Annotated in this window: 27 protein-coding genes; 12 read left to right on the forward strand and 15 right to left on the reverse strand. The window is 65.5% G+C overall.

Going from position 1 to position 24,473, the window contains the following annotated elements; translation table 11 throughout:
* Positions 1–40: 40 nt before the first annotated feature.
* From PTT45_RS08220 to PTT45_RS08235, 4 genes are all read right to left on the reverse strand, one after another.
* Positions 41–889, reverse strand: coding sequence for a pirin family protein (locus PTT45_RS08220; protein WP_273812599.1), 849 nt, complete (start codon positions 887–889; stop codon positions 41–43).
* A 92-nt stretch (positions 890–981) separates the two neighbouring features.
* On the reverse strand, positions 982–1,752 hold the full coding sequence (locus PTT45_RS08225; protein WP_273812600.1) for an MlaA family lipoprotein: 771 nt from the start codon (positions 1,750–1,752) through the stop codon (positions 982–984).
* The gene (locus tag PTT45_RS08230) at positions 1,745–3,043 is read right to left on the reverse strand and encodes a serine/threonine protein kinase (RefSeq protein ID WP_273812601.1); all 1,299 of its coding nucleotides are present in this window, start codon (positions 3,041–3,043) and stop codon (positions 1,745–1,747) included. Before PTT45_RS08230 ends, PTT45_RS08225 begins: the two co-directional genes overlap by 8 nt.
* 80 nt (positions 3,044–3,123) lie before the next feature.
* On the reverse strand, positions 3,124–3,690 hold the full coding sequence (locus PTT45_RS08235) for a hypothetical protein (protein ID WP_273812602.1): 567 nt from the start codon (positions 3,688–3,690) through the stop codon (positions 3,124–3,126).
* Between the two features lie 84 nt (positions 3,691–3,774).
* Between PTT45_RS08235 and PTT45_RS08240 the strand changes: the two genes are divergently transcribed.
* Positions 3,775–4,146: a hypothetical protein gene (locus PTT45_RS08240; RefSeq protein ID WP_273812603.1), complete on the forward strand. Its 372-nt coding sequence runs from the start codon at positions 3,775–3,777 to the stop codon at positions 4,144–4,146.
* 7 nt (positions 4,147–4,153) lie between these two features.
* Here the strand turns inward: PTT45_RS08240 and PTT45_RS08245 are convergent, their stop codons facing one another.
* The 4 genes from PTT45_RS08245 to PTT45_RS08260 form a co-directional block, all read right to left on the reverse strand.
* The gene (locus tag PTT45_RS08245) at positions 4,154–4,564 is read right to left on the reverse strand and encodes a carboxypeptidase-like regulatory domain-containing protein (protein WP_273812604.1); all 411 of its coding nucleotides are present in this window, start codon (positions 4,562–4,564) and stop codon (positions 4,154–4,156) included.
* Positions 4,565–4,578: 14 nt separating this feature from the next.
* Positions 4,579–6,132 carry a glycoside hydrolase family 17 protein gene (locus PTT45_RS08250; protein WP_273812605.1) on the reverse strand — a complete coding sequence of 518 codons (1,554 nt, stop codon included), beginning with the start codon at positions 6,130–6,132 and terminating at the stop codon, positions 4,579–4,581.
* 69 nt (positions 6,133–6,201) lie between these two features.
* Positions 6,202–6,426: a DUF2061 domain-containing protein gene (locus PTT45_RS08255; protein WP_273812606.1), complete on the reverse strand. Its 225-nt coding sequence runs from the start codon at positions 6,424–6,426 to the stop codon at positions 6,202–6,204.
* Between the two features lie 101 nt (positions 6,427–6,527).
* Positions 6,528–8,753 carry a putative bifunctional diguanylate cyclase/phosphodiesterase gene (locus tag PTT45_RS08260; RefSeq protein ID WP_273812607.1) on the reverse strand — a complete coding sequence of 742 codons (2,226 nt, stop codon included), beginning with the start codon at positions 8,751–8,753 and terminating at the stop codon, positions 6,528–6,530.
* A 211-nt stretch (positions 8,754–8,964) separates the two neighbouring features.
* Between PTT45_RS08260 and PTT45_RS08265 the strand changes: the two genes are divergently transcribed.
* The 5 genes from PTT45_RS08265 (at position 8,965) to PTT45_RS08285 (ending at position 12,457) form a co-directional block, all read left to right on the forward strand.
* The gene (locus PTT45_RS08265) at positions 8,965–9,276 is read left to right on the forward strand and encodes a DUF485 domain-containing protein (protein ID WP_273812608.1); all 312 of its coding nucleotides are present in this window, start codon (positions 8,965–8,967) and stop codon (positions 9,274–9,276) included.
* The gene (locus tag PTT45_RS08270; protein WP_273812609.1) at positions 9,273–10,931 is read left to right on the forward strand and encodes a cation acetate symporter; all 1,659 of its coding nucleotides are present in this window, start codon (positions 9,273–9,275) and stop codon (positions 10,929–10,931) included. The genes PTT45_RS08265 and PTT45_RS08270 overlap by 4 nt, the downstream gene beginning before the upstream one ends.
* 102 nt (positions 10,932–11,033) lie before the next feature.
* Positions 11,034–11,741: a DUF4349 domain-containing protein gene (locus tag PTT45_RS08275; RefSeq protein WP_273812611.1), complete on the forward strand. Its 708-nt coding sequence runs from the start codon at positions 11,034–11,036 to the stop codon at positions 11,739–11,741.
* A 6-nt stretch (positions 11,742–11,747) separates the two neighbouring features.
* The gene (locus PTT45_RS08280) at positions 11,748–12,023 is read left to right on the forward strand and encodes a hypothetical protein (protein ID WP_273812612.1); all 276 of its coding nucleotides are present in this window, start codon (positions 11,748–11,750) and stop codon (positions 12,021–12,023) included.
* Positions 12,020–12,457 carry a hypothetical protein gene (locus PTT45_RS08285; RefSeq protein ID WP_273812614.1) on the forward strand — a complete coding sequence of 146 codons (438 nt, stop codon included), beginning with the start codon at positions 12,020–12,022 and terminating at the stop codon, positions 12,455–12,457. The genes PTT45_RS08280 and PTT45_RS08285 overlap by 4 nt, the downstream gene beginning before the upstream one ends.
* A 77-nt stretch (positions 12,458–12,534) precedes the next feature.
* On the opposite strand, the gene bfr is transcribed toward PTT45_RS08285, so the two are convergent.
* Complete coding sequence (bfr, locus tag PTT45_RS08290; RefSeq protein WP_273812615.1) at positions 12,535–13,005, reverse strand: bacterioferritin; 471 nt, start codon at positions 13,003–13,005, stop codon at positions 12,535–12,537.
* A 238-nt stretch (positions 13,006–13,243) separates the two neighbouring features.
* On the opposite strand from bfr, the gene PTT45_RS08295 reads away from it, so the two are divergent.
* Both PTT45_RS08295 and PTT45_RS08300 read left to right on the forward strand, forming a co-directional pair.
* Positions 13,244–13,612 (forward strand): DUF2784 domain-containing protein, encoded by a 369-nt coding sequence (locus tag PTT45_RS08295; protein WP_273812616.1) that lies wholly within the window; start codon positions 13,244–13,246, stop codon positions 13,610–13,612.
* A gap of 115 nt (positions 13,613–13,727) precedes the next feature.
* Positions 13,728–14,534 carry an SDR family oxidoreductase gene (locus PTT45_RS08300; RefSeq protein WP_273812617.1) on the forward strand — a complete coding sequence of 269 codons (807 nt, stop codon included), beginning with the start codon at positions 13,728–13,730 and terminating at the stop codon, positions 14,532–14,534.
* A gap of 84 nt (positions 14,535–14,618) precedes the next feature.
* Here PTT45_RS08300 and rapA read toward each other — a convergent pair whose 3' ends face one another.
* Positions 14,619–17,474, reverse strand: coding sequence for an RNA polymerase-associated protein RapA (gene rapA, locus PTT45_RS08305; RefSeq protein ID WP_273812618.1), 2,856 nt, complete (start codon positions 17,472–17,474; stop codon positions 14,619–14,621).
* A 161-nt stretch (positions 17,475–17,635) separates the two neighbouring features.
* On the opposite strand from rapA, the gene PTT45_RS08310 reads away from it, so the two are divergent.
* The 4 genes from PTT45_RS08310 (at position 17,636) to ccoM (ending at position 18,976) form a co-directional block, all read left to right on the forward strand.
* Complete coding sequence (locus PTT45_RS08310) at positions 17,636–17,935, forward strand: aspartate-semialdehyde dehydrogenase (protein WP_273812619.1); 300 nt, start codon at positions 17,636–17,638, stop codon at positions 17,933–17,935.
* Between the two features lie 5 nt (positions 17,936–17,940).
* Positions 17,941–18,537 carry an alpha-ketoglutarate-dependent dioxygenase AlkB family protein gene (locus PTT45_RS08315; protein ID WP_273812620.1) on the forward strand — a complete coding sequence of 199 codons (597 nt, stop codon included), beginning with the start codon at positions 17,941–17,943 and terminating at the stop codon, positions 18,535–18,537.
* Positions 18,538–18,539: 2 nt separating this feature from the next.
* Positions 18,540–18,698: a hypothetical protein gene (locus PTT45_RS08320; protein WP_273812621.1), complete on the forward strand. Its 159-nt coding sequence runs from the start codon at positions 18,540–18,542 to the stop codon at positions 18,696–18,698.
* 140 nt (positions 18,699–18,838) lie between these two features.
* Positions 18,839–18,976: a cytochrome c oxidase subunit CcoM gene (gene ccoM / locus PTT45_RS08325; RefSeq protein WP_273812622.1), complete on the forward strand. Its 138-nt coding sequence runs from the start codon at positions 18,839–18,841 to the stop codon at positions 18,974–18,976.
* A gap of 102 nt (positions 18,977–19,078) precedes the next feature.
* On the opposite strand, the gene PTT45_RS08330 is transcribed toward ccoM, so the two are convergent.
* The 5 genes from PTT45_RS08330 to PTT45_RS08350 form a co-directional block, all read right to left on the reverse strand.
* On the reverse strand, positions 19,079–20,095 hold the full coding sequence (locus PTT45_RS08330) for an AbrB family transcriptional regulator (protein WP_273812623.1): 1,017 nt from the start codon (positions 20,093–20,095) through the stop codon (positions 19,079–19,081).
* Complete coding sequence (locus PTT45_RS08335; RefSeq protein ID WP_273812625.1) at positions 20,088–21,596, reverse strand: tripartite tricarboxylate transporter permease; 1,509 nt, start codon at positions 21,594–21,596, stop codon at positions 20,088–20,090. Before PTT45_RS08335 ends, PTT45_RS08330 begins: the two co-directional genes overlap by 8 nt.
* Position 21,597: 1 nt before the next feature.
* Positions 21,598–22,044 (reverse strand): tripartite tricarboxylate transporter TctB family protein, encoded by a 447-nt coding sequence (locus PTT45_RS08340; protein ID WP_273812626.1) that lies wholly within the window; start codon positions 22,042–22,044, stop codon positions 21,598–21,600.
* 135 nt (positions 22,045–22,179) lie between these two features.
* Positions 22,180–23,154, reverse strand: coding sequence for a Bug family tripartite tricarboxylate transporter substrate binding protein (locus PTT45_RS08345; protein WP_273812627.1), 975 nt, complete (start codon positions 23,152–23,154; stop codon positions 22,180–22,182).
* 29 nt (positions 23,155–23,183) lie between these two features.
* Positions 23,184–24,434: an OprD family porin gene (locus tag PTT45_RS08350; protein WP_273812628.1), complete on the reverse strand. Its 1,251-nt coding sequence runs from the start codon at positions 24,432–24,434 to the stop codon at positions 23,184–23,186.
* Positions 24,435–24,473: the final 39 nt, after the last annotated feature.

The following is a 24,473-nucleotide window of genomic DNA, read 5'->3' on the forward strand; positions in this document are numbered from 1 at the left end:
CCGAACCGGCTTTTGATTGGGCAGCGCTTCGTGCTGCTTCTCAGGCAGTCAGGCGATCATCGCGGAAGTCGCGCAGCGCCTGCTCGATCTCCTCGCGGCTGTTCATCACGAAGGGACCGTACTGCACGATCGGCTCGTTCAGCGGTGTACCAGCGATCAATAGGACACGCGCGCCGCCGGTACTGCCCATCTCGATGGCGCCGCTGTCCGACAGGCGCGCCAGGCGGCTCTGGCCAACGGTGTGGCCGTTGACCGCCAGCTCGCCCTCGTAGACATACAGCATCACCCGCTGGCCATCGGCCAGGCGCGGCGCCAGGCGGCTGCCCGCCGGCAGGTGCAGGTCGAACAGCTGCGGCGCGGTGTGCGGGCGCTGCACGGCGCCAGCCTGCTGGACATGGCCGTCGTCGAAGTGGCCGGCGATCACGGTCACGCCAACGCCGCCCTCGGTCGTCAGGCGCGGGATCTCCTGCGGGGCATAGTCGCGGTAGCCGGCGTCGCCCAGCTTGTCCTTGGCCGGCAGGTTGAGCCACAGCTGGAAGCCGCGCATCACGCCTTCTTCCTGCTCCGGCATCTCGCTATGGATGATGCCGCGGGCGGCGGTCATCCATTGCACGCCGCCGCTGTCCAGCAGGCCGACATTACCCATGTGGTCCTCGTGGCGCATGCGCCCTTCGAGCATGTAGGTGATGGTCTCGAAGCCGCGGTGCGGGTGCGGCGGGAAGCCGGCGATGTAGTCGTCCGGGTTCTCCGAGCCGAACTCGTCGAGCATCAGGAAGGGATCGAAGCGTTCGATGCCGGCGCCACCGATGACGCGAGTCAGACGTACGCCGGCGCCGTCCGAGGCGGGCTGGCCGATGTGCTGGGCGAGGACTTGGCGGAACTGGGTCATGGGGCACCTCCGTATCTGGAATGTGCCCATGTTATTCCTGCTGATTGAATTAATGGTTGCGAGTTTTACGGCTTATGTATCGTATAAATCGATCACTCTGCGATCTGCAGCTTGCGCGACTCGCGATACACGTAGCGCACCTTTTCGTACTCGAAGGGGCTGTTCAGCTGGCCGTAGCGGAAGTTGGTGGTATGGCGCGTGTCCACCACCTTGAGCACGGTGATTTCGGGGTGATCGCTGCTGACCTCGGCGACGTTGAGGTAGTTGATCTGGTTCTCGGCGACGAAGTCGAACACCTTGCCGCCGGTGTCGCGCAGGTTGGACGGGCCGAGCAGCGGCAGCATGACGTAGGGGCCGTCCGGCACGCCGTAGAAGCCCAGGGTCTGGCCGAAGTCCTCGCTCTGCTTGGGCAGGCCGATGCGGCTGGCCGGGTCCCACAGGCCGGCGATACCGACCGTGGTGTTGACCAGCAGGCGCCCGGTGGTCTGCAGCGAGCGCTTGCCCTTGAACTGCAGCAGGCTGTTGAGCAGGTTGGGTACATCGCCCAGGTTGCCGAAGAAATTGCTCACGCCGCTGCGCACGAAGCCCGGGGTGACGTAGCGATAGCCGCGCACCACCGGCAGGAACACCCATTCGTCGAAGCGGTAGTTGAAGTGGTAGACCCGGCGGTTCCACGACTCCCAGGGGTCGTAGACGTGCAGGGCGTCGAGGGTCGAGCGCTCGAACTCGCGCTGGTCCAGGTAAGGGTTGAACTGCAGCTGCTGCATGGGGTTGGTGAAGCCGTCCGCGTCGGCAACGTGTTCGTCGGCCTGGGCCAGGCTGGCGGCGAGCAACAGGGCGAGCGGGAACAGGTACTTAGCCACGGAAGAACTCCAGCATGGCGTCGCTGTTGACGCGGTAATTGAGGTTGCCGCAGTGCCCGCCGCGCGGGTAGACGGTCAGGCGCTCGCCGAAGGTGCGGCGCAGGAAACCGAGGTCGCCGGGGCCGAGAATCAGGTCGTCGGCGTTATGCATTACCGCCACCTTGGGACTCTTCTTGAGGTAGCTCTCCAGGGCGTACAGGCTCACCTGGTCGTTCAGTTGGAGCAGGCTGCCGCCGTCGTATTTCTTGCGCCAGTAGGGCAGCAGCTGCTCGACGATGTAGCAGTCGAAGTCGCACTGCAGTGCGCGCTTGAAGAAGGGCGTGAGACTGGTGCCCTCGCTGATCGGATAGCTGCGCGGGGTGATCAGGCCGCGGCGGTTGATCAGGTCGGCGGTGAAGGCCATGTCCGACACCGAGAAGCGGAACGAGCTGCCGATCAGCATCGCCAGCTGCTCGTTGCTGAGCTTCTGCCCGGACTGCTGGAAGTCGTAGAGCATGGCCTCGTTCATGTCGATATGGCCCTTCTCTTCGAAGTAGCGCGTGAGCTTGGCGAGGATCAGTTCGAAGTAGTTGGTGCTGTCGTCGACGCCCTTGACCCGTGTCTGCACCAGACGGTCCAGGTTGCTCACCGAGGTGTACAGGCTGACCGGGGGATTGAGCAGCAGCACGCGCTTGAAGTTGAAGCTGCGCAGCTGCTCGTCCAGCTCGCTGACGAAGGCCGCGTTGAGTGCCCCCAGGCTGTAGCCGGTGAGGTGGTACTCGCTGACGTCGAGGTCCGGCTGCTGTGCGCGCACGGCCATCATCACCCGGTACAGGTCCTCGGCATCCTGACGCGACAGGCCAGGGGTGGCGGTGCGCGATGCGGCGCTCATGAAGTCGTAGCTGGTCGGTGAGGACAGCTGCACGACGTGGTAGCCAGCGCCGTAGAACAGGCGCTTGAGCTCGTCGGTCTTGCCGCTGGCATAGCTGGCGCCGGTGCCGGAGATGATGAAGATCAGCGGCGCTTGGCCTTTCTGCTTGGCCAGGCGGTAGCGCAGCTTGGTCACCGGCCAGAAGTTGTCCGGCAGCTCGAATTCGCGTTCGGGGCGCAGCTTGAGCTCGTAGTCGGCCTGGTCGATGTCGTCATCGCTAGGCAGTTCGGGCCGCAGCTCGGGTGGGGTGCCGGCGATGGTCGCCTCGAAGGGGTTGGCCAGCGGGTAGCCATAGCTGGCGATATCGATGTCGGCCGCCATGGCGGACGCAGCGAACAACAGGCCGCCGAGAGCGGCAGCGCAGGAGGCGAAACGGAGCATGGCCTGATTCCTTGGCAAAGGACTGCTGAAGTGAATACCGGCGTTATGACAAGTGCAAGCGTCGGGAAGTGCCGTTTCGTTTAGTCCAGTGCGTTGAGGCTCTGCACCCAGATCAGCTCGCAGGCGCCCTGGCCGATGTCATCGCGGGTCAGCGAGCTCTGCCAGAGGAAACCGTCGTCACCATCGACCCGTACCAGTTGCCCGGCCAGGCTGATGCGCTGGCCGGGCTCGATGCGCTCCAGCGCCCGGGCCACGGTCTTGTCGGCGGGAATCAGGTGCATGTTGGCGCTGTGCGTTTCGATGTCACGGCGGGGGATCGGGAAGTCGTCGGTACGCCAGCGATACCAGCGGTTGCCCTGGCTGATGTCGATGCGGGCCAGCACTTGCGGGTCGGCCATGGGGCCCCAGCCCAGCGCCAGGTCGGTGGGCGAGACCTTGGCGCCGCGGTCGAAGAGATAGTCTTCGCGGCCGAGCACCAGGGCTTCGAGCTGGAAAGGTTGCAGCGGGGTGATGGTGTGGCCTTTGAGGCGGATCACCCCGTCCGGAGTCGCCACCTGTGGCGTCTCGTGCGCTGGGCGCAGCCACTGCCAGGTGAACGCGAGAAGCGTCAGCAGGATCAGGGCGAGGAGCAGGCGGCGGGCGTTCATGACGGTAATTCTAGTGTTCCGGTCTTGCGCTCGGGCGCGAGCGGATTAAGCTGGGCGCCTTTTTCGGACCACCGGAGCGCCAAGATGTCCCGCCATATTCCTCTTCTGCTGCTGTTGCTGGTATTGCCGCTGTGGCTGGCGGCCAGCTATGGCGTGCGTTTCGCCCTGATGGAGGATGGCCAGTGGGTCGGCCTCTGCGTCGAGCAGGCTTCGCGCTGGGAATGCCAGGCGCGCGCCAGCCTCGGCTACTTGATCCACTTCCGTGTGATCGCCTGGACCGCTCTGGTCCTGGCCGTGCTGGCCTTCGTCGCACCGGGCAAGGTGGGTCGCGTGCTGGCCGGTCTGGCGCTGCTGTTCGGCATCCCGGCGCTGGTGCTGTACAGCGCCAGCCTGGCGGTGTTTGCCCTGGTCCTGGCCGGCCTGCGTCTGGTGCGGGCGCCGCGCGCGGCGGCCTGAAAACTCTTCAGTCGCGCGGTGCCGGGCAGGGCTCGGACTCGCCGGGCTGCAGGCGTACCTGCAGCGGCGTGCTGAAGGGGATGAGGGCGGTCTGATACCCGGCCGCCGTCACGCACCATTCCCAGTAGTAGACCAGACGACCATGCAGGAACATGACTTCGGCCTGCCACTCATGCTGGCTGGCGAAGCGAGCTATTCCCTCGGCATCGGTGCCGCGCGTTTCGCGTGACTGCTCGAAGGGCGTCGGATGGGCGCGGGCGATCAGGGTGACGCTGGCGCCGGCCAGTGGCTGGTCCTGTTCATCCAGCACCTGTAGCTCGGCCTCGGGCTGGGTGGTGCGGTAGGCGGGGTAGGGCACGCAGGCGCTCAGGCCGAGGGCCAGCAGCGCCGCGAGTATTGATCTGAGTGATCTGGGCATCCTTGCCCTCCGTTTCAGCCGCGCGAGTGGCGCAGGCTGCGCCACAGGGCGATGACCAGCAGGGCGCAGGTCAGTGCCCAACCGACGGCTTGCAGGTTGTGCAGACCTTCCTGATACAGCTGCGGGGCGATGCCGGCGCCGAGGATGGCGGTCAGCAGGGCGATCTCGCGACGCGGACCGCGCACCGGGCGGCACAGGTAGACCAGCGCCGGCAGCAGCAGGGCCAGGCTGGGGAAGCTGCGGTAGCGCGAGTCGAACACCAGGCCGAGCATCAGCACCGCACCGGCGAAGCCGGCTGCTGCCAGCCACCAGCCGCCGCGTGCTTCCAGCCAGGCGAAGGCGCGCTCGCGCCAGCCACTGCGGGCCGACAGGGCCAGCACCGCGTGGGCCAATACCAGCAGATTCAACGCGACCAGCGCCGCGGCCCACAGCCATTCGCCCCAGTAACGGCTGGTGATCAGTGCCAGCTCACTCCAGCCGAGGATGCTGGCGGCGCCGAGGGCGGCGGTGAACGGCAGCAGTAGGGCCGAGCGAGTCGAGGCCGGGCGACCGGCAAGGACCAGCGCGGCGAGCAGCAGCAGGCCGCTGGCGCCCAGCCACAGCGGCCAGTGCGGCAGGTTGGACACCGGGCCGGCGAGAATGCCCTTGTCCTGGCGGTCGGCATCGAACAGGCCCCAGTAACCGCCGACCGCGCCTTCGCTGTCGCGCTTCCACGGCTGGTCGAAGGCCTCGATCAGGTTGTACTTCCAGCCATTTTCCTCTGCCATCTTGACGAAGCCACGGATGAACAGGGCCTCGTTGACCCGGCTCGGCAGCGCCGTCTCACGCTGGCGGCCCTCGCTGGGCCAGCCGGTCTCGCCGATCAGAATGTCCTTCGGCGCATAGGCGGTGCCGAAGCTGCGGCGCACGTTGGCGACCTGGCTCAGCGCGGCGTCGATGCCGGTTGGATCGTCTTCCCAGTACGGCAGCAGGTGGATGGTGATGAAGTCCACCGCCGGCGCCACTTCCGGGTGCTTGATCCAGAACTCCCAGACATCGGCATAGGTGACCGGCTGCTTGACCTTGCCCTTGACCTCGGCGATCAGCGTCGCCAGTTGGGCGCCGGTGACTTCCTTGCGCAGCAGCGACTCGTTGCCGACGATCACCGCCTCGACCACGTCCGGATTGGCGTTGGCCGCCTTGATCAGGGCGTCGATTTCCTTCTGGTTATCCAGCGGGTTGCTGTTGATCCAGGCGCCCAGCAGCACCTTGAGGCCGTGCTTGCGCGCGATGTCCGGCAGCATCTCCAGGCCGGTCATGGAGTAGGTGCGCACGCACTCGAAGCGCTTGGCCAGCTGGGTGAAGTCGGTCTCCACCTGCTCCGGACGGATCTGGAAGGGCTGGTCGAAGGGCGACTGGTCCTTGCCGAATGGCGTGTAGGAGGCGCACTGCAGCTTGTGCGTGGGGGTGGCAGCATCGGCGAGGATCACCGGTTTGCCAACCCAGTACCAGGCGGCACCAAGCGCGGCGAGGGCGAGCAGGAGGGCGAACAGGTACGGCAGGATATGGGCGCGCGGGCTAGTGGTCATGTCGTCTGCGGATGCGAGGTGGCAAAGCCGCGCATCTTAGCGGAGCCGCGCGCCCGCGGACAGCGGCGCTCAGGCGTGATGATGCAACCAGGCGTGTTTGGGGATAGCGCTGTCGCTGGCCTTGTTGCCCTCGATACGCTTCCAGATCTTCTCGTGGAAGTAGAAGCCTACCGAGTTGCACAGTGGCTCGACCGCTGCGACCAGCCCGCCGACGGCGATGCTGCCGGTCAGGGCGTAGGTGACGCTGAAGGCGATGCAGAAGTGCATGAGGGTGAAGGTCACTGTCTTGAGCATGATGCACCTCGAAGAATGAGAATTGTTCTTTCTTGAGGTGGAAGATAGTCCCCGACAGTGCTGCCGAGAAATCGACGTTGGTCATGGTTTTGATAGTCAGGCTATATCGATTTTAGGAAATCGATTTTAGATGGCCTGTGCTCGGCCGGCAGCAATTCGCTACCGACGTGGCCCGCTTCGAAGTCGCTGAGGAACTGTGCCAGCTCGTCCAGCGGTATTGGTCTGCTGAGCAGGTAGCCCTGGATGAAGTCGCAGTTCAATTCGCGCAGGAAGGCGAGCTGCGCCGCGTTCTCCACCCCTTCGGCGACCACCTTGAGATGGAGGGTATGGGCCATGCCGACGATGGCCTGGACGATCTGCCGGTCGGCGTTGGCCTCAGGCAGCTCGAGCATGAAGGAGCGGTCGACCTTCAGGGTGTCCAGCGGCAGGCGCTTGAGGTAGGCGAGGGAGGAGTAGCCGGTGCCGAAGTCGTCGATGGAGATGCTCACGCCCAGCTCGCGAATGCGCTGCAGTAGGCTGAGGGCCTGGTTGACGTTGCTCATCAGGGCGTTCTCGGTTACCTCCAGCTCCAGGCGCTGGGCGCGCAAGCCGGAGTTCTTCAGCGCCTGGGCTACCTCGTCGGGCAGGTCGTCATGGCTGAGGTTGAGCGCCGAGCAGTTCACCGTCACGCGCAGGTCATGCTGTGCGTGCTTGCTGCTGAGCTGGCGCATGTCCTGGCAGGCGCGGCGCAGTACCCAGGCATCCAGCTCGCCGATGAAGCCGTTGGCTTCGGCGATGCCGATGAAGCGGTCCGGAGAGAGCAGGCCCAGGCGTGGATGCTGCCAGCGCACCAGGGCTTCCACCTTGCCGATATGGCCGCTGCCCAGGTCGAGTATCGGCTGGTAATGCAGCAGCAGGCCGCGGTCCTTCTTCAGGGCCTGGCGCAGCTCTTCTTCCAGCTCCAGCTCCATGCTCGCCTTGTTGCGCAGGTGCTCGCTGAAGAAGTGCACGGCGTTGCGTCCGCTGCCTTTCGATTGATAGAGGGCCAGGTCGGCGTGCTTGAGCAGCTCCTCGCAGGTCTCCCCGTCACGCGGGTAGATGGCGATGCCGACGCTGGTGGTCATCACCATGTGTCGGCGGGCCAGGGTGATCGGCTTCTTCATCCGCGCCATGATTCGGCGCGCCAGGTTGCGCGCCTCTTCGATGCGATTGAGGCTGACCAGGATGCAGAACTCGTCGCCGCCGAAGCGCGCGACCACGTCCTGGTCGCGCAGGGTGCCACGAATGCGCTCGGCGACTTCCTTGAGCAGCTGGTCGCCGGCGTCATGGCCGAGGCTGTCGTTGATCCGCTTGAAGTGATCGATATCGAGGAACATCAGCGCCATCGCCTGGCCCAGCTGGGCATGGCTGCGCAGCTTCTCGGCGAATACCTCGTTGAACGAGCGGCGGTTGAGCAGGTTGGTCAACGGGTCGTAATGCGCCGCCTGCTGCAAAGAGGCGCGCGCCTGGTTGAGCTGGTTGAGCAGGGAGTTGACGCGCAGCAGGTCGCGCTCCTTGTGCTGCAGCTTGCGGTCGGCCCAGGCCGCACCCAGCCCACCGCCGATGGCGAATAGGGCAAGCAGGCCAATGCTCAGACCCAGTTGCAGAGTGTTGCCGGTGCTCTGCAGCTGCAGCGGCGTGCCCAGTGGCACGACCATTTCCAGCGCCCACATGCCGGTGAAGTGCATGGACACGATTGCGCCGCCCATCACCAGGCTGGCGGCGATGCGCAGCAGTTGATGCAGCAGGCCGTCGCGGCCGCGGAAGAACAGCGACAGTTGCAGGGCGGCGAGGCTGGCGACGATGGCGATGACCACGGACAGGGCGAACAGCTCCGGGCGGTAGTACAGCTGGGCTTCCGAGCGGATGGCGGCCATGCCGCTGTAGTGCATCAGGGCGATGCCCAGGCCGATGCACAGTGCCGCCAGCAGGCGCTGGCGTAGGGTAGGGTGGGATTTGGCGAGGCCGGGCATGGCCAGCAGCGCGGCCAGCAGCACCGCCAGCAGGGAGAAGATCGTCGTCGGTATGTCGTAGCTCACCGCCACCGGAGCCTGGAAGGCGAGCATGGCGATGAAGTGCATGCTCCACACGCCGCCGCCGAGGCTCAGGGCACCGACCGCGCACCAGTTGCGCCGTGCCTCGAAGCGTTCGGCATGGCCGGCGCGCTCGGCGAAGCTCAGGGTGGCGTAGCCGGCCAGACAGGCGACCACATACGAGAGCATGACGAGGCCTGGGACGTGGCTGCAGTCCAGGAGGATTTGTGCGCCGTCGGGTACGGCGGTGAAAAAGCGCAGACCCAGCCAATCCATAGCAGGTGACCTCGGGGGCAGAGTGCAGGGGACTACAGGCTCAGGAAGCTGTGAGTATAGACGCCCGTACCAAATTCCAAATTCGTGCTGCCCGGCCTCTAAGACTTTGGTCGAGAAGGGGCTTTGGCTACGACTAAGGTCGTCTGTCTCGCCCCCGCAGTCGCTCGCAGAGTGGCCTCACCCGTAAATCGTGCTGTGGAGGACAACAACAATGAACGACAGCGTCTACAAGCGGATTGAACAGAGTCCGCGCTTCAAGGAGCTGGTCGCCAAGCGCGACCGCTTTGCCTGGATCCTATCCGCCATCATGCTTGGCCTGTATGTGGCCTTCATCCTGCTGATCGCCTTCGACCCGCAACTGCTCGGTACCCGCATCAGCGATGACTCGCCGATGACCCTGGGCATCCCCATGGGGGTCGGCCTGATCCTTTCCGCCTTCGTGCTGACCGGTATCTACGTCAAACGCGCCAACGGCGAGTTCGACCGTCTGAACCAGGAAATCCTGGATGAGGTGCAGAAATGATTGCGCGTCTTCTCACTGCTATCGGCCTGCTGGCCGCCGCACCGGCGCTCTGGGCTGCCGGCGCCATCGAGGGTGAAGTGCAGCGCCAGCCGCTGAACGTCGCCGCTATCGTCATGTTCGTGGTGTTCGTCGGCGCCACGCTGTGCATCACTTACTGGGCCTCCAAACGCAGCAAGTCGACTGCCGACTTCTACACCGCCGGTGGCGGCATCACCGGCTTCCAGAACGGCCTGGCGATTGCCGGTGACTACATGTCGGCGGCGTCCTTCCTGGGTATTTCCGCCCTGGTATTCGCCTCCGGTTACGACGGCCTGATCTACTCGATCGGCTTCCTGGTCGGCTGGCCGATCATCCTCTTCCTGATCGCAGAGCGCCTGCGCAACCTCGGCAAGTACACCTTCGCCGACGTCGCCTCGTTCCGCCTCAAGCAGAAGGAAATCCGCACTCTATCCGCCTGCGGTTCGCTGGTGGTAGTGGCCTTCTACCTGATCGCGCAGATGGTCGGCGCCGGCAAGCTGATCGAGCTGCTGTTCGGCCTCGACTACCACGTCGCAGTCGTGCTGGTCGGCATCCTGATGGTTTGCTACGTGCTGTTCGGCGGCATGCTGGCTACCACCTGGGTACAGATCATCAAGGCCGTGCTGCTGCTGTCCGGTGCCTCGTTCATGGCGCTGATGGTGATGAAGCACGTCGGCTTCGACTTCGGCACCCTGTTCACCGAAGCAGTCAAGGCTCACCCGAAAGGCGAGGCCATCATGAGCCCCGGCGGCCTGGTGAAGGACCCGATCTCGGCGATCTCCCTCGGCCTGGCGCTGATGTTCGGTACCGCCGGCCTGCCGCACATCCTGATGCGCTTCTTCACCGTCTCCGACGCCAAGGAAGCCCGCAAATCGGTGTTCTACGCCACTGGCTTCATCGGCTACTTCTACATCCTGACCTTCATCATCGGCTTCGGCGCGATCCTGCTGGTAGGCACCAACCCGGACTTCAAGGACGCCTCAGGCATCCTGATCGGCGGCAACAACATGGCGGCGGTGCACCTGGCCGATGCCGTGGGTGGCAGCCTGTTCCTCGGCTTCATCTCGGCCGTGGCCTTCGCCACCATCCTCGCGGTGGTTGCCGGTCTGACCCTGTCCGGCGCCTCGGCGGTGTCCCACGACCTGTACGCCAGCGTGATCAAGAAGGGCAAGGCCAACGAGAAGGATGAGCTGCGCGTTTCGAAGATCACCACCGTGGTGCTGGGTGTGCTGGCCATCGGCCTGGGCATCCTGTTCGAGAAGCAGAACATCGCCTTCATGGTCGGCCTGGCCTTCTCCATCGCGGCCAGCTGCAACTTCCCGGTACTGATCCTCTCCATGTACTGGAAGAAGCTGACTACCCGTGGCGCGATGATCGGCGGCTGGCTGGGCCTGATCACCGCCGTGGTGCTGATGGTTCTCGGCCCGACCATCTGGGTACAGATCCTCGGCAACGCGACTCCGATCTACCCCTACGAGTACCCGGCGCTGTTCTCCATTGCCGTGGCCTTCATCGGTATCTGGTTCTTCTCGATCACCGACAAGTCCCACGCCGCAAGCGAGGAGCGCGCACGCTTCTACCCGCAATTCGTCCGCTCGCAAACCGGCCTCGGCGCCAGTGGTGCAGCGGCTCACTGATCCATTGCTCCGTGTGAACTGGGCAGCCTTCGGGCTGCCCTTTTTTATGGGCGACGGTATGATCGCCGCCCATCGACATGGACGCACCGAGGACTATCAAGGATGAACCCGTCTTTCTCCCGCTGGGGCGCTGTTGCCCTTGGCATCTGTCTGAGCCTGTTGCTGGGCTGCTCGTCCAAGGGCGGCGCTGTTGGTGGCGAAGCCGCCGAGCCGGTAAGTGCCGGTTATGCGCCTACCCAGGGCAAAACCAGCGGCCGCCTGCTGGTATGGACCGCCGACTTCTCCGTGGAGGTGGCCGATCTCGGCAAGGCTTCCGAGCAACTGACGGCGTGCATGGTCGCCCTCGGCGGCTACGTGGAGGAGAAGAGCGACTACGGCAGGCAGAGCCAGAGTTTCGTCTACCGAGTGCCCAAGGGTGCCTTCAATGATGCACTGGGCGATGTCGAGCGCAGTGGCACCGTTCAGCGGCGCCACGTCAAAGGCGAGGATGTCACCGAGCAGTATGTCGACGTGGAAACCCGCCTGAAGAACGACCTGGCCCTGCGTGATCGCTTCCGTGATCTGCTGGCTAAGGCGAAGGACGTCAAGGACATCCTGCTGATCGAGACCGAGCTCAACCGCATCCAGTCGGAGATCGACTCGATGGAGGCGCGTATGCGCGTCCTCAAGGATCAGGTCCAGATGTCGACGATCCGTGTATCACTGCACCAGCAGGAGCCACCGAAGCCAGCCACCATCTATGGGCCGCTCGGCTACCTGTACAAGGGCGCGGAGTGGTTCGTGGTCAAGCTGTTCGTCATTCGCGAGTGATCGCTGGTGGAAACGCTGCGCGCGGTGCTGGCGACACTGCTGTTCCTGGCAGGGATCGCCTGTCTGGTGCACGGGCTCTCGGGTGGGCCGCTAGGGCTGTGCCTGCTCGGCATGACGCTGTGCTTTCTGTTCGCCTATTGGCTTTGGCCGAGAGGGAGTAGAGAGGAAAGCCCCTGGTTCGATGTACTGGAACTGCTGATCGAGTTGCCGATAAATGCCGTGCTGTGGCTGCTGCGCGGGATTGGTCGGTTGTTCCGTGACGTCGACGGAGTCGATCTGTGATGGGGCGCAGGGGGCTGGCGGCAGGGCTGGCGTTGCTTCTGGTCATGGCGGGCGGTTATGCCTGGCTCAAGGCACCCTATGCCAATGAGCCGGCCAGGGCTGTGGCGAGGGACTTTCTGCAGCTCCTGCAGGCAGACCGCTTCGAGCAGGCCCATGCACTGACCCTGGGCGCCGACGGCCTGACGGGACGCAACGCCAGCGAGTTGCGCGAGATGGCCCGGCGTCAGTTGTGCACGCGTGAAGCATTGGCGTTGGTCTGGCTGCACCCGCCGCAGTCCAATGGCAACCGCCTGCGTCGCTGGCTGCGCAACCAGGAGCTGGAGGTGCCCAGCATCAACGTCCGCTTCGAGGGTGCCTGCCTGATCAGCGTCGAATTGCGCCGGGATGGGCAGGGGCTCTGGAGGGTATTCAACTTCCAGTCCACGGCTGGATGAGAGGTGACAGGTTTCCAGGCTGTTCTTGCGCCAATAAAAAAGCCCCGCCAGTGCGGGGCTTTTTTATTGCGGGAGGATCACTCTTCCATCTGCGACTGCAGGTAGTTTTCCAGGCCGACTTTTTCGATCAGGCCCAGCTGGGTTTCCAGCCAGTCGATGTGCTCTTCCTCGGACTCGAGGATGTCTTCGAGTAGTTCGCGGGTGCCATAGTCACCGACGCTCTCGCAGTAGGCGATGGCGGTTTTCAGATCGGGAATGGCGGACTGTTCGAGCTTGAGGTCGCAGCCGAGCATTTCCTTGGTGTTCTCGCCGATCATCAGCTTGCCCAGGTCTTGCAGGTTGGGCAGGCCTTCGAGGAAGAGGATGCGCTTGATCAGCTTGTCGGCATGCTTCATCTCGTCGATGGATTCTTTGTATTCGTGCTTGCCGAGCTTTTCCAGGCCCCAGTCTTCGTACATGCGTGCGTGCAGGAAGTACTGGTTGATGGCCACCAACTCATTGCCGAGGATCTTGTTCAGATGCTGAATGACCTTCTTGTCGCCTTTCATGATGTGCCTCGCCCTGAGTGGTGGTTGCCTGAGTGGGTACTTGATAGTTCGGAAGTTTGCGCTGCAAGTTGCTGTTGGTCAAATATAAGTTGTTGAATTATATATAAAAATTAATATAAATAAGAATGTTTAGCTTCCGCGTTATGGTGCTAACTCATTGATATATGTCGATAAATATAAGGCGCCTATGTGAGGGGCATGGATAAATGGCTATCAATTCAATAGCGATACATGCGCAATGTTGCTGAGACTGGCCGCTGATGCGGTGGTGCTGGTGCACTTGCTATTCATTCTCTTCGTACTGGGCGGTGGGCTGCTGGTACTGCGCTGGCCGCGCCTGGCCCTGCTGCATCTGCCGGCAGCGGCCTGGGGCGTAGCGGTGGAGTTGCTGCACCTGTACTGCCCGCTGACGCCGCTGGAGAACCAGTTGCGACGAGCGGCGGGGGAGGCCGGTTATGCCGGTGGTTTCGTCGAGCATTACCTGATCCCGCTGATCTACCCGGCCGGGCTGACCCCGCAGATCCAGCTCTGGCTCGGGGCTCTCGTGCTGGTGGTCAATCTGCTGGTGTATGGCTGGTTGCTGTTGCGTCTATACCGGCGTCGCTAGGCGGTTCACCGGGCCGTCTTCTGGCTCGTCATTCAGCCGCCTGATGCTGCGCCGCGCGGCGTATTGCCTTGGCTACACTCGCCGCAACCTCACCACAGAACAAGGCAACAACACTATGCAAAATCGCATGATGATCACCGGCGCCGGTTCCGGTCTGGGACGCGAGATCGCCCTGCGCTGGGCGCGCGAAGGCTGGCGCCTGGCGCTGTGCGACGTCAACGAGAGCGGCTTGGCCGAGACCCTGAAGCTGGTCCGTGAAGCCGGCGGCGATGGCTTCACCCTGCGCTGCGACGTGCGCGACTACAGCCAGCTCACCGCGGTGGCGCAGGCTTGCGAGGAGCGCTTCGGCGGCCTCGACGTACTGGTCAACAACGCCGGTGTCGCGGCGGGCGGCATGTTCGCCGACCTGAGCCTGGAAGACTGGGACTGGCAGCTGTCGATCAACCTGATGGGCGTGATCAAGGGCTGCAAGGCCTTCCTGCCGCTGCTGCGCGCGAGCAAGGGCAAGGTCATCAATATCGCCTCCATGGCGGCGCTGATGCAGGGCCCGGCGATGAGCAACTACAACGTGGCCAAGGCCGGCGTGGTGGCGCTCTCCGAGAGCCTGCTGATCGAACTCAAGCCCGAAGATGTGGGCGTGCACGTGGTCTGCCCGTCGTTCTTCCAGACCAACCTGCTGGACTCCTTCCGTGGCCCGACCCCGGAGATGAAGCAGCAGGTCGGCAAGCTGCTGGAAGGCAGCCCGATCAGCGCCGCCGACATCGCCGGCTACATCTACGACGAAGTGGCCAAGGGCGAGTTCATGATCCTGCCGCACGAGCAGGGCCGCATGGCCTGGGCGATCAAGCGGCAGAACCCGCAGATCATCTACGACGAGATGACCAAGATGTGCGAGAAGATGCGCGCCAAGATGGGCGCCTGATCTTCGCAGGCAAGAAAAAGGGGCAGCCTAGGCTGCCCCTTTTTTGTTTCCGGCCGAGGACCCGTGCGGGCCCAGGCCAGGTTCTCAGCCGGCGACCAGGATGCGGATCGCCTCCAGACGCAGGCCCGCCTTGTCGAGGAAGCTCAGGCCGCTCTCGCGCTGCTTGCGCAGGGCTTCGATCTCGGCCGGGCGTACCGACGGGTTGACCGCCTGCAGCGCGGTCATGCGCGCGATTTCCTCGTCCAGGGTGGCCGTGAAGCGCTGGCGCGCCTCGTCGACGCGGGCGGCGTGGCGCGGCTGCACCTTGGCCTCGGCGGCGTTGATCTGCTTGCTCAGTACGTCGCGCTGCGCCTGCACGAACTTGTTGGCGCTGGCGCGTGGCACCGGCTCCAGCTGATCGTTGAGGGTATCGAAGGCGACCTTGCTGGCCAGGTCGTTGCCGTTGGGGTCGAGCAGGCTGCGCAGGGCGATCGGCGGCAGGTAGCGGCCCAGCTGCAGGGCCTTGGGCGCTACCACTTCGCTGACGTGCAGCAGCTCGAGCAGCACGGTGCCTGGCTTGAGCGCCTTGTTCTTGATCAGTGCCACCGAGGTGTTGCCCATCGAGCCGGACAGCACCAGGTCCATACCGCCCTGCACCATGGGGTGTTCCCAGGTGAGGAACTGCATGTCTTCGCGGGCCAGGGCCTGGTTACGGTCGTAGGTGACGGTCACCGCCTCGTCGTCGCCGAGCGGGAAGCTGGCATCGAGCATCTTCTCGCTGGGGCGCAGCACCAGGGCGTTTTCCGAATGGTCCTCGCTGTCGATGCCATAGGCGTCGAACAGTTCTTCCATATAGATCGGCAGGGCGTACTGGTCATCCTGCTCGTGGATGTCCTCGACCAGTTGCTGGCCATTGCCGGCGCCACCGGAGTTGAGCTCCAGCAGGCGGTCGCGGCCGCTGTGCAGCTCGCCTTCGAGGCGCTTGCGCTCGGCCTCGGCTTCGTCGAGCAGGGCCTGCCAGACGCTGTCGTCGCTGTCTTCCAGCAGCGGCAGCAGGCGCGGGCCGAAGTGGTGCTGCAGGGCGTTGCCGGTCGGGCAGGTATTGAGGAAGGCGTTCAGCGCCTGGTGGTACCACTGGAACAGGCGCTCCTGCGGGCTGTTCTCCAGGTACGGCACGTGCAGCTGGATGACGTGCTTCTGGCCGATCCGGTCGAGGCGGCCGATGCGCTGCTCGAGCAGGTCCGGGTGGGCCGGCAGGTCGAACAGCACCAGGTGGTGGCTGAACTGGAAGTTGCGGCCTTCGGAGCCGATCTCGGAGCAGATCAGTACCTGGGCGCCGAATTCCTCGTCGGCGAAGTAGGCGGCGGCGCGGTCGCGCTCGAGGATGTTCATGCCCTCGTGGAACACCGTGGCCGGGATGCCGGAGCGCACGCGCAGGGCGTCTTCCAGATCCAGCGCGGTTTCGGCGTGGGCGCAGATCACCAGCACCTTCACGCGCTTGAGCATCTTCAGGGTGTCGATCAGCCAGTCCACGCGCGGGTCGAATTTCCACCAGCGGGTTTCTTCGCTGCTGTCCTGCGCCTGGTAGCTGACTTCCGGATAGAGGTCGGCATGCTCGCCCACCGGCAGCTCCATGTACTCCACCGGGTTGGCCAGCGGGTAGGGATGCAGTTCGCGCTGCGGGAAGCCCTGCACCGCTGCACGGGTGTTACGGAACAGCAGGCGGCCGGTGCCGTGACGGTCGAGCAGCTCACGGATCAGGCGTGCCGCGGCTTCGCTGTCGCCATCGGTGACGGCGGCCAGCAGCGCTTCGCCCTCGTTGCCGAGGAAGCCACTGATGGTGGCGTGGGCCTTCTCGGACAGGCGGCCCTCGTCGAGGAGCTCCTGCACGGCTTCGGCGATCGGCTTGTAGTTGGCGCTCTCGGCGCGGAATGCGGCGAGGTCATGGAAACGGTCCGGGTCGAGCAGGCGCAGGCGCGCGAAGTGGCTTTCCAGGCCCAGCTGCTCCGGGGTGGCGGTGAGCAGCAGTACGCCGGGGATGACCTCGGCCAGTTGCTCGACCAGGCGATACTCGTCGCTGGCCTTTTCCGGGTGCCAGACCAGGTGGTGGGCTTCGTCGACCACCAGCAGGTCCCAACCGGCGGCGAATGCGGCGTTCTGCGCCTTCTCGCTGTCCTTCAGCCACTCCAGCGAGACCAGCGCCAGCTGGGTGTCCTCGAAGGGGTTGTCGGCATCGCTCTCGGCGAAGCGCTCGGCGTCGTACAGGGCGACCTGCAGGTTGAAGCGGCGGCGCATCTCCACCAGCCACTGGTGCTGCAGGTTCTCCGGGACCAGGATCAGCACGCGGCTGGCGCGGCCGGAGAGCAGCTGGCGATGGATCACCAGGCCGGCCTCGATGGTCTTGCCCAGGCCCACTTCGTCGGCCAGCAGGACGCGCGGGGCCATGCGGTCGGCGACTTCGCGGGCAATGTGCAGCTGGTGCGCGATCGGCTGGGCGCGGGCGCCGCCCAGGCCCCACAGGCTGGATTGCAGCAGGCGGCTCTGGTGTTCCAGGGTGTGGTAGCGCAGGGCGAACCAGCTCAGCGGGTCGATCTGCCCGGCGAACAGGCGGTCGCTGGCCAGACGGAACTGGATGAAGTTGGACAGCTGGGTTTCCGGCAGGCTGTAGGATTCGTGCTGGGCGTCGAAGCCGTGGTAGACCAGCAGGCCGTCGACGTCCTCGACTTCCTGGACGGTCAGCTTCCAGCCTTCGTAGTGGGTGATCTCGTCGCCCGGGGCGAAGCGCACGCGGGTCAGCGGGGCGTTGCGCAGGGCGTACTGGCGGGTCTCGCCAGTGGCCGGGTAGAGCACGGTGAGCAGGCGCCCGTCGGAAGTGAGGATGGTGCCGAGTCCGAGTTCCGCCTCGCTGTCGCTGATCCAGCGTTGTCCCGGTTGATACTGCACAATGCCACTACTTGCCATGAAATGCCCCAGCTGCGAAAAAAGCCGCGTATGTTAGCGGAACGCCGCGCCGAGGGCGACGCCCGTGGCTGAATCAATGCGCGCGTCCTGAGTCGAAAGTGTAGCGGTCGTTCAAGTCGCGGACCGACCGGCCGACAGTAGGGTCAACAGGAGGCACCCGAATGCTACCGCCCATTCCTCACAGCCTGGTCCCCGTTACCGCCCAGCAGGACGTGATCAAGCCGCGCCCTGACATCCCGCCGGTGACCCCGACCAACGAGAGCGCCAACGAGAGCGAGGTGGGTCTGGACAAGCGGCACCCACAGGAGGCCGAGGAGCTGTTGCGTGAGGAGCAGCGCCGTCGCCAGCGCCGCGGCTACACCCCGGAGGAGCTGGCCGAGCTGGAGGCCAACAGCCCCGAGGAAGAGAAGCTGCTGGAAGAAATCCCGCGCCAGGGCCTGTGGGTGGACGTGGAAGTCTGATCGGCGTGGATCTGTTCGACTCGCAACCGCTGCAACTGCCTGGTGCCGAGCTGGATTACCGGCCGCACTGGCTCGATCCCGGCACCGCCGACATCTGGTTCCAGCAACTGGCCGCCGAGACGCCCTGGGAGCAGCCGCAACTGCAGATCCATGGCCAGTCCATCCCGGTGCCGCGCCTGCTGGCCTGGTATGGCGACCCCGAGGCGAGCTACCGCTATTCCGGCCTGGTGCATCAGCCGCTGCCCTGGACGCCGCTGCTGAGCGAGATTCGCCGGCGGGTGGAGGAGGTGGCCGGCCAGCTACTCAACGGCGTGCTGCTCAACTTCTACCGCGATGGCAACGACTCCATGGGCTGGCACAGCGATGACGAAGCCGAGCTGGGTACCAACCCGCTGGTCGCCTCGCTCAACCTCGGCGGCCCCCGGCGTTTCGATCTGCGACGCAAGGGCAGGGGGCGCATCGAGCACTCACTGCAACTGGATAGCGGTTCGCTGCTGGTCATGGCCGGCGCAACGCAGCATCATTGGCAGCATCAGGTGGCGAAGACCCGCAAGCCGGTGGCGCCACGCATCAACCTCACCTTTCGCCTGATCCGGTCCTGACCATGAGCGACGACAAGCTGATCGACTTCGCCGCCGAGCGCGGCAAGCGCATCCACGACCTGCACGACAAGAAGCTGGACGACATGCGCCAGGCCTTCGAGCAGGCCTTGCCGCTGCCCAAGGGCAAGAAGCCCAAGGGCAAGCCGAAGAAGAAGCGCTGAGCCCTTCAGCGCCGTTGTACCCGCCTGCGGCGCCCTGTCGCGGCGCCCACCCTCACGGACATTGATCCGCGTCAATTCCCGCCGCCGCAGCTCCTCTAACCTGAAGCCATCAAGACAAGGCTCAGCACAAGGAGGCAGCCATGTTCCTCGACACCGTAGTTCTCGCCGGTATCGGCACAGTCGCACTGATGGTCGCCTTCTTCGGCGGCGTCGGTCTCTTCATCTGGAAGGATTCTCACAAAAAGGCCAAGGCCCCGGTCGTGGTCAAGGCCGAGTAATCCCTCCGCAACAGTGCACGCAAGGCATTTAGGGCGACTTCGGTCGCCCATTTTTTTGCCCGCGAAAAAAGAGGCCCGCACGCGGCGGGCCTAAACGTGGGTCTAGCGTCGTCGTTGCCACAGGCGGAAGGCCGGCTCGGCGAGGAACAGCACGCACATCAGCCGCAGCACCTGCAGCCCGGTGATCAGCGGCACCGACAGGGCCAGGGCCTCGGCGGTCAAGCTCAGTTCGGCGATGCCGCCGGGCATCATGCCCAGCATCAGCGAACGGTGATCCAGCGCGACCAGCCAGCTCAGCGCCTCGGCCACCAGCGCGGCGGCGAGCATCGCCAGTAGGGTGGCGAGCAGCACCAGGCCGATGAAGCGCGGTGCGCGGCGGAAGAATTCGCGGCTGAAGTGGCAGCCCAGGGCGCTGCCGATCAGCCACTGGCCGACCTCGCTGGTACCGCCTGGCAGGCTCAGCGGGCGATCCAGCCACACCGCGCCAATGGCGCAGAACAGGATCGGTCCGAGCAGCCAGGGGTTGGGCTGGCGCAGGCGCTGCCAGAGCAGGGCGAACAGCGCACCGCCGGCCAGCAGCACTGCCAGCGTGGGCAGGTCGCTGGCGCCGCCGGCATGCGCCAGCGCCGGTGCGGCGCCCAGCCACCACTGGAACAGCGCCGGCACGCAGAGCACCACCAGCAGCAGGCGCACGCTTTGCCCGGCCGCCACCTCGCTGGTTCGCGCGCCGTTGCGCTGGCCGAGGTTGACCATCTCGCTGGCGCCGCCGGGCATGCTGGCGAAGAACGCCGTGGCGCGGTCGACGCCGGCGCGGCGCAGCAGGGCGATGCCGATCAGGCAGGTCAGGCTGGTGGCCAGGGCGCCGATCAGCAGCACGCCGCCGTGGGCGAGCACCTGCTCCAACACCGCCGGGCTGAAGTGCAGGCCGATGCCGGTGCCGACCAGCCACTGGCCGAGCTTGCGCCCACCGGGCACCTCGCCGAGGTCGAGGCCGCCGACGCAGCGCAGCAGCATCAGCGCCAGCAGCGAGCCGACCATCCACGGCAGTGGCCAGCCGATCAGGCTGGCCAGCCAGCCGCCGGCAGCGCCGGCCAGCGGCGTCAGCAGCCAGTTAGGCATGCGCGGCCTGCAGCTTGCGCCGGTTGCGCCACCAGCGGATGCCCGGCAGGGCCAGCATCAGCACGGCCAGGGCCCAGAGGCCGACGGTGATCGGGCTGGACCAGAGGATCGCCAGGTCGCCGTTGCTGATCGACAGGGCGCGGCGCAGGTTGGACTCCATCATCTCGCCGAGGACGAAGCCGAGGATCAGCGCCGACAGCGGGAAGTCCATCTTGCGCAGCAGGTAGCCGAACACGCCGAGCGCGGCCATCAGCACCAGGTCGAAGGTGGTGCTGTGCACGGCGTACACGCCCACCACCGAGATGATGGTGATGGCTGGCACCAGGATCCAGGTAGGCACGCTGAGCATGCGGGCGAACAGGCCGACCAGCGGGATGTTCATCACCAGCAGGATGACGTTGCCGATGAACAGCGAGGCGATCAGGCCCCAGACCACGTCCGGCTGCTGTTCGAACAGCAGCGGGCCGGGGGTGATGTTGTACAGCGTCAGGGCGCCGATCATCACCGCGGTGGTGCCCGAGCCGGGCACGCCGAGGGTCAGCATGGGAATCAGCGAGCCGCAGGCCGAGGCATTGTTGGCCGCCTCCGGTGCCGCCACGCCGCGCAGGTCGCCCTCGCCGAAGCGGCTGGAGCTACCTGCCATGCGCTTCTCGCTCATGTAGGTGATGGCGCTGGCGATGGTCGCCCCGGCGCCCGGCAGCACGCCGATGACGAAGCCGGCCAGCGAGCTGCGCACGCTGCTCCACCAGGTGAAGGCGAATTCCTTGGCGTTGAACAGCATGCGCCCGCTGGCCTTGACCGCCTGCTGGCCGCTGGCGGTGTGCTCGAGCATCAGCAGGATCTCGCTGACGCTGAACAGGCCGATCACCACGATGACGAACTGCACGCCGTCGGACAGACCGACGCTGTCGAAGGTGAAACGGTACACGCCGGTGGTGGCGTCCACCCCGACCGTGGCCAGGGCCAGGCCGATCAGCGCGGCGAGCAGGGTCTTAACCGGCTTGTCGCCGACCATGCCACCCAGGCAGGCGATGGCGAACACCATCAGCACGAAGTACTCGGCCGGGCCGAAAGCCACCGCCCAGTTGGCCAGGATCGGCGCGAACAGCACCACGCCGATGGTGGCGATGGTGCTGCCGATGAACGAGCTCATCGCCGACAGCGACAGGGCGATGCCGGCCTTGCCCTGACGGGCCAGCGGGTAGCCGTCGAGAGTGGTCATGATCGCTGCGGCGTCGCCCGGCACGTTGAGCAGAATGGCGGAAATGCGCCCGCCGTATTCGCAGCCCAGGTACACGGCGGCGAGCAGGATCAGCGCGGTCTCCGGCGGCAGGCCGAGGGCGTAGGCCAGCGGCAGCAGGATCGCCACGCCGTTGATCGGCCCAAGGCCCGGCAGCAGGCCGACCACGGTGCCGACGAAGGCGCCGAACAGCGCCACCAGCAGGTTGGTCGGGCGGGTGGCGACATCGAAGCCCTGCATCAAGAAATTCAGCGTTTCCATCTCAGCTCTCCAGGAAAGCGACGAACACGCCGAGTGGCAGCGGCACGTCCAGCAGATAGTCGAACAGCAGGTACAGCAGCACGCCCATCAGGCTGCCGCTGACGGCGCTGAGCAGCGGGCGGCCGCCAAACAGCAGGCCGAGGCTGAAACCGGCTAGCGCCGTGCTCAGCACGAAGCCCAGCGGCTCGAACAGCAGGGCATAGGCGAGCATGGCGCCGACGCACAGGCAGACCTTGCGCGCCAGGGCCCAGGAAATCGGCAGGGTTGGCTCACCACTGGGCTTGCATAGCAGCCACAGGGCTGAGGCGGCCATCAGAATCAGCAACAGCAACGGGTAGGCGCGCGGGCCGACCGGGTCGTAGGAGAAGGGGGCCTGGAAGCCCCAGGCGACCACGGCGAGAAAGGCGCAGACGAGCAGCCACACCGCAGCGAACAGGCGGACGTACATGGTGGTATTCCTGAGCAAGGATGGTTGTTCCCCTCTCCCGCCGGGAGAGGGGCTAGGGGTGAGGGATGCCTTGGGGCATGCGATTCCCTCACCCGGCCCTGCGGGCCACCCTCTCCTAGGGGGAGAGGGGAGGCCTTACTGCACTAAGCCGAATTCGCCGGCCAGGGCCTTGTAGTCCTGCACCTGCTTGAACACGTAGGTCTTCAGCTCGTCGCCGGTCATGTTCAGCGGGAACAGGTCGCGCTGTTCACGCAGCTTGGCGAACTCCGGGCTGGCCAGCAGGGTGTCGAACTGTGCCTTCCACCAGGCGAAGTCGGCGTCGCTGACCTCCGGGCCCATATAGAAGCCGCGGATCACCGGCCAGACGATGTCGTAGCCCTGTTCCTTGGCGGTCGGCAGGCCTTCCAGCTTGCCCGGCAGGCGCTCGTCGGAGAGCACGGCGAGGATGCGGATCTTGTTCGCCGCCAGCTGCGGGGTGACTTCGCCGAGGCCGCTGGAGGTGACCTGTACGTGGCCGCCGAGCATGGCGGTGAGGGTTTCGCCGCCACCCTCGAAGGCCACGTAGCGCAGCTCCTTCGGGTCGATGCCGGCGGCGCGGGCGATCAGCGCGGTCTGCATCCAGTCCTGGCCGCCGATGGTGGCACCGGCGCCGAAGACGATACCGCCGGGGTCTTTCTTCAGGGCCTGCACCAGGTCATCGAGGGTCTTGTAGGGCGAGTCGGCGCGCACGCTGATGGCGCCGTAGTCGGTGCCGATGCCGGCCAGCCAGCGCACGGCGTTCTCGTCATAGCGGCCGAACTTGCCCTGGGCCAGGTTGAGCAGGGAGCCGGAGGAGAACGCGGTGATGGTGCCGGCGTCCTTCGGGCGCTGGGCGACCACGGCGTTGTAGGCCACGGCGCCGACGCCGCCGGGCATGTAGGTGACGCGCATCGGGGCCTTGAGCAGGCCGTTGTCCTTGAGGCCGCTCTGGGCCAGCTTGCAGGTCAGGTCGAAGCCGCCGCCGGGCTTGGCCGGGGCGATGCATTCGGGGCGCTTGGGTTCGGCCAGCAGCTGGCTGGACAGGGCGAGGGCGCCGAACGCCAGGGCGATACGGGACAGGGCAGTGTTCATCATCTTCTCCTGTGGAGTTTTATTGTGGCTCACCAGATCGGCAGGGAGTAGCCGACGATCACGCGGTTCTCGTCCGCATCGCGGGCGAAGCTGGAACGGAAGCTGGCGTTGCGCAGGCGCACGTAGAGGTCCTTGAGCGGGCCGCTCTGCACCACGTACTTGACCTCGGTGTTGCGTTCCCACTCGCTGCCTTCTTCGCTGCTGCCGGCCACCTGGGCGTTGTCGCCCTTGATGTAGCGGGTCATGAAGCTCAGGCCAGGCACGCCGAGGGTGGCGAAGTCGAAGTCGTAGCGCGCCTGCCAGGAGCGTTCCTCGGCGTTGGCGAAGTCGTTGATCTGCACGAAGTTGACCAGGAACGGGTCGCTGCCATCGACGTAGGCGAAGCCGGTGTCGCCGCTCAGGTGCTGGTAGCCGAGGCCGACCTTGTGCCCGCTGTGGGCGTAGGAGACCAGGCCGTTCCAGGCGTTGTTGTCGACCTTGCCGGCCTTGGCCGAGCCGCTGTCGTCGCTGATCGAGACGCGCAGGTCGGCGCTCAGGCTGCCGCCTCCCAGCGGCTGGCTGGCCAGCAGGCCGAGGAAGTGCTGGCGGTAGATGTCTTCGACGTCGGCGTAGTAGTAGCGCGCGGTCATGCCCTTGGCGAAGGTCCAGTCGAGGCCGGCCAGGTCCATGTGCTCGGCGGTCACGCCACCGGCGAAACGACTGTTCTTGCTGTTGAGGATGATGTCTTCGGAGTTGGTCGAGGCGCGGTCGATCACCTTGTCCAGGCGGCCGCCGAGCAGGCTCAGGCCGTCGAGCTCGCTGGAGCTGAGCAGGCCGCCCTCGAACACCTGCGGCAGCAGGCGGCTGTCGCTGGCCTTGACCACCGGCAGCTCGGGGATGTGCGAGCCATAGCGGAACTCGGTCTTGGAGACCTTGACCTTACCGGTCAGGCCCAGGCGGCCGAACTCGTCCGGGGTACCGCCGTCGTCCTGCACGGGCAGCAGGTCGGTGCCGGTGCGGCCGCCGCCGGAGTCGAGCTTGACGCCGAGCATGCCGAGGGCGTCCAGGCCGAAGCCGACGGTGCCTTCGGTGTAGCCGGACTGGATGTCGAGCAGGAAGCCCTGGCCCCATTCCTCGCGCTTGTTCTGGCCGGTGCCTTCACGGAAGTCGCGATTGAGGTAGATGTTGGTCGTGGTGAGGGTGGCGCTGCTGTCTTCGACGAAAGCGGCTTGGCTGGTCGTGGCAGCAGAACTGGCGAGAATAGCCAGGGCGAGGCGGTTCGCAGGCAGTGCGATGCGCATGCAGGTGGTCTCCGATTGTTGTTCTTGTCGCGCCGGGGC

The organism is Pseudomonas sp. Gutcm_11s, from assembly GCF_028649395.1.
Lineage (GTDB): Bacteria > Pseudomonadota > Gammaproteobacteria > Pseudomonadales > Pseudomonadaceae > Aquipseudomonas.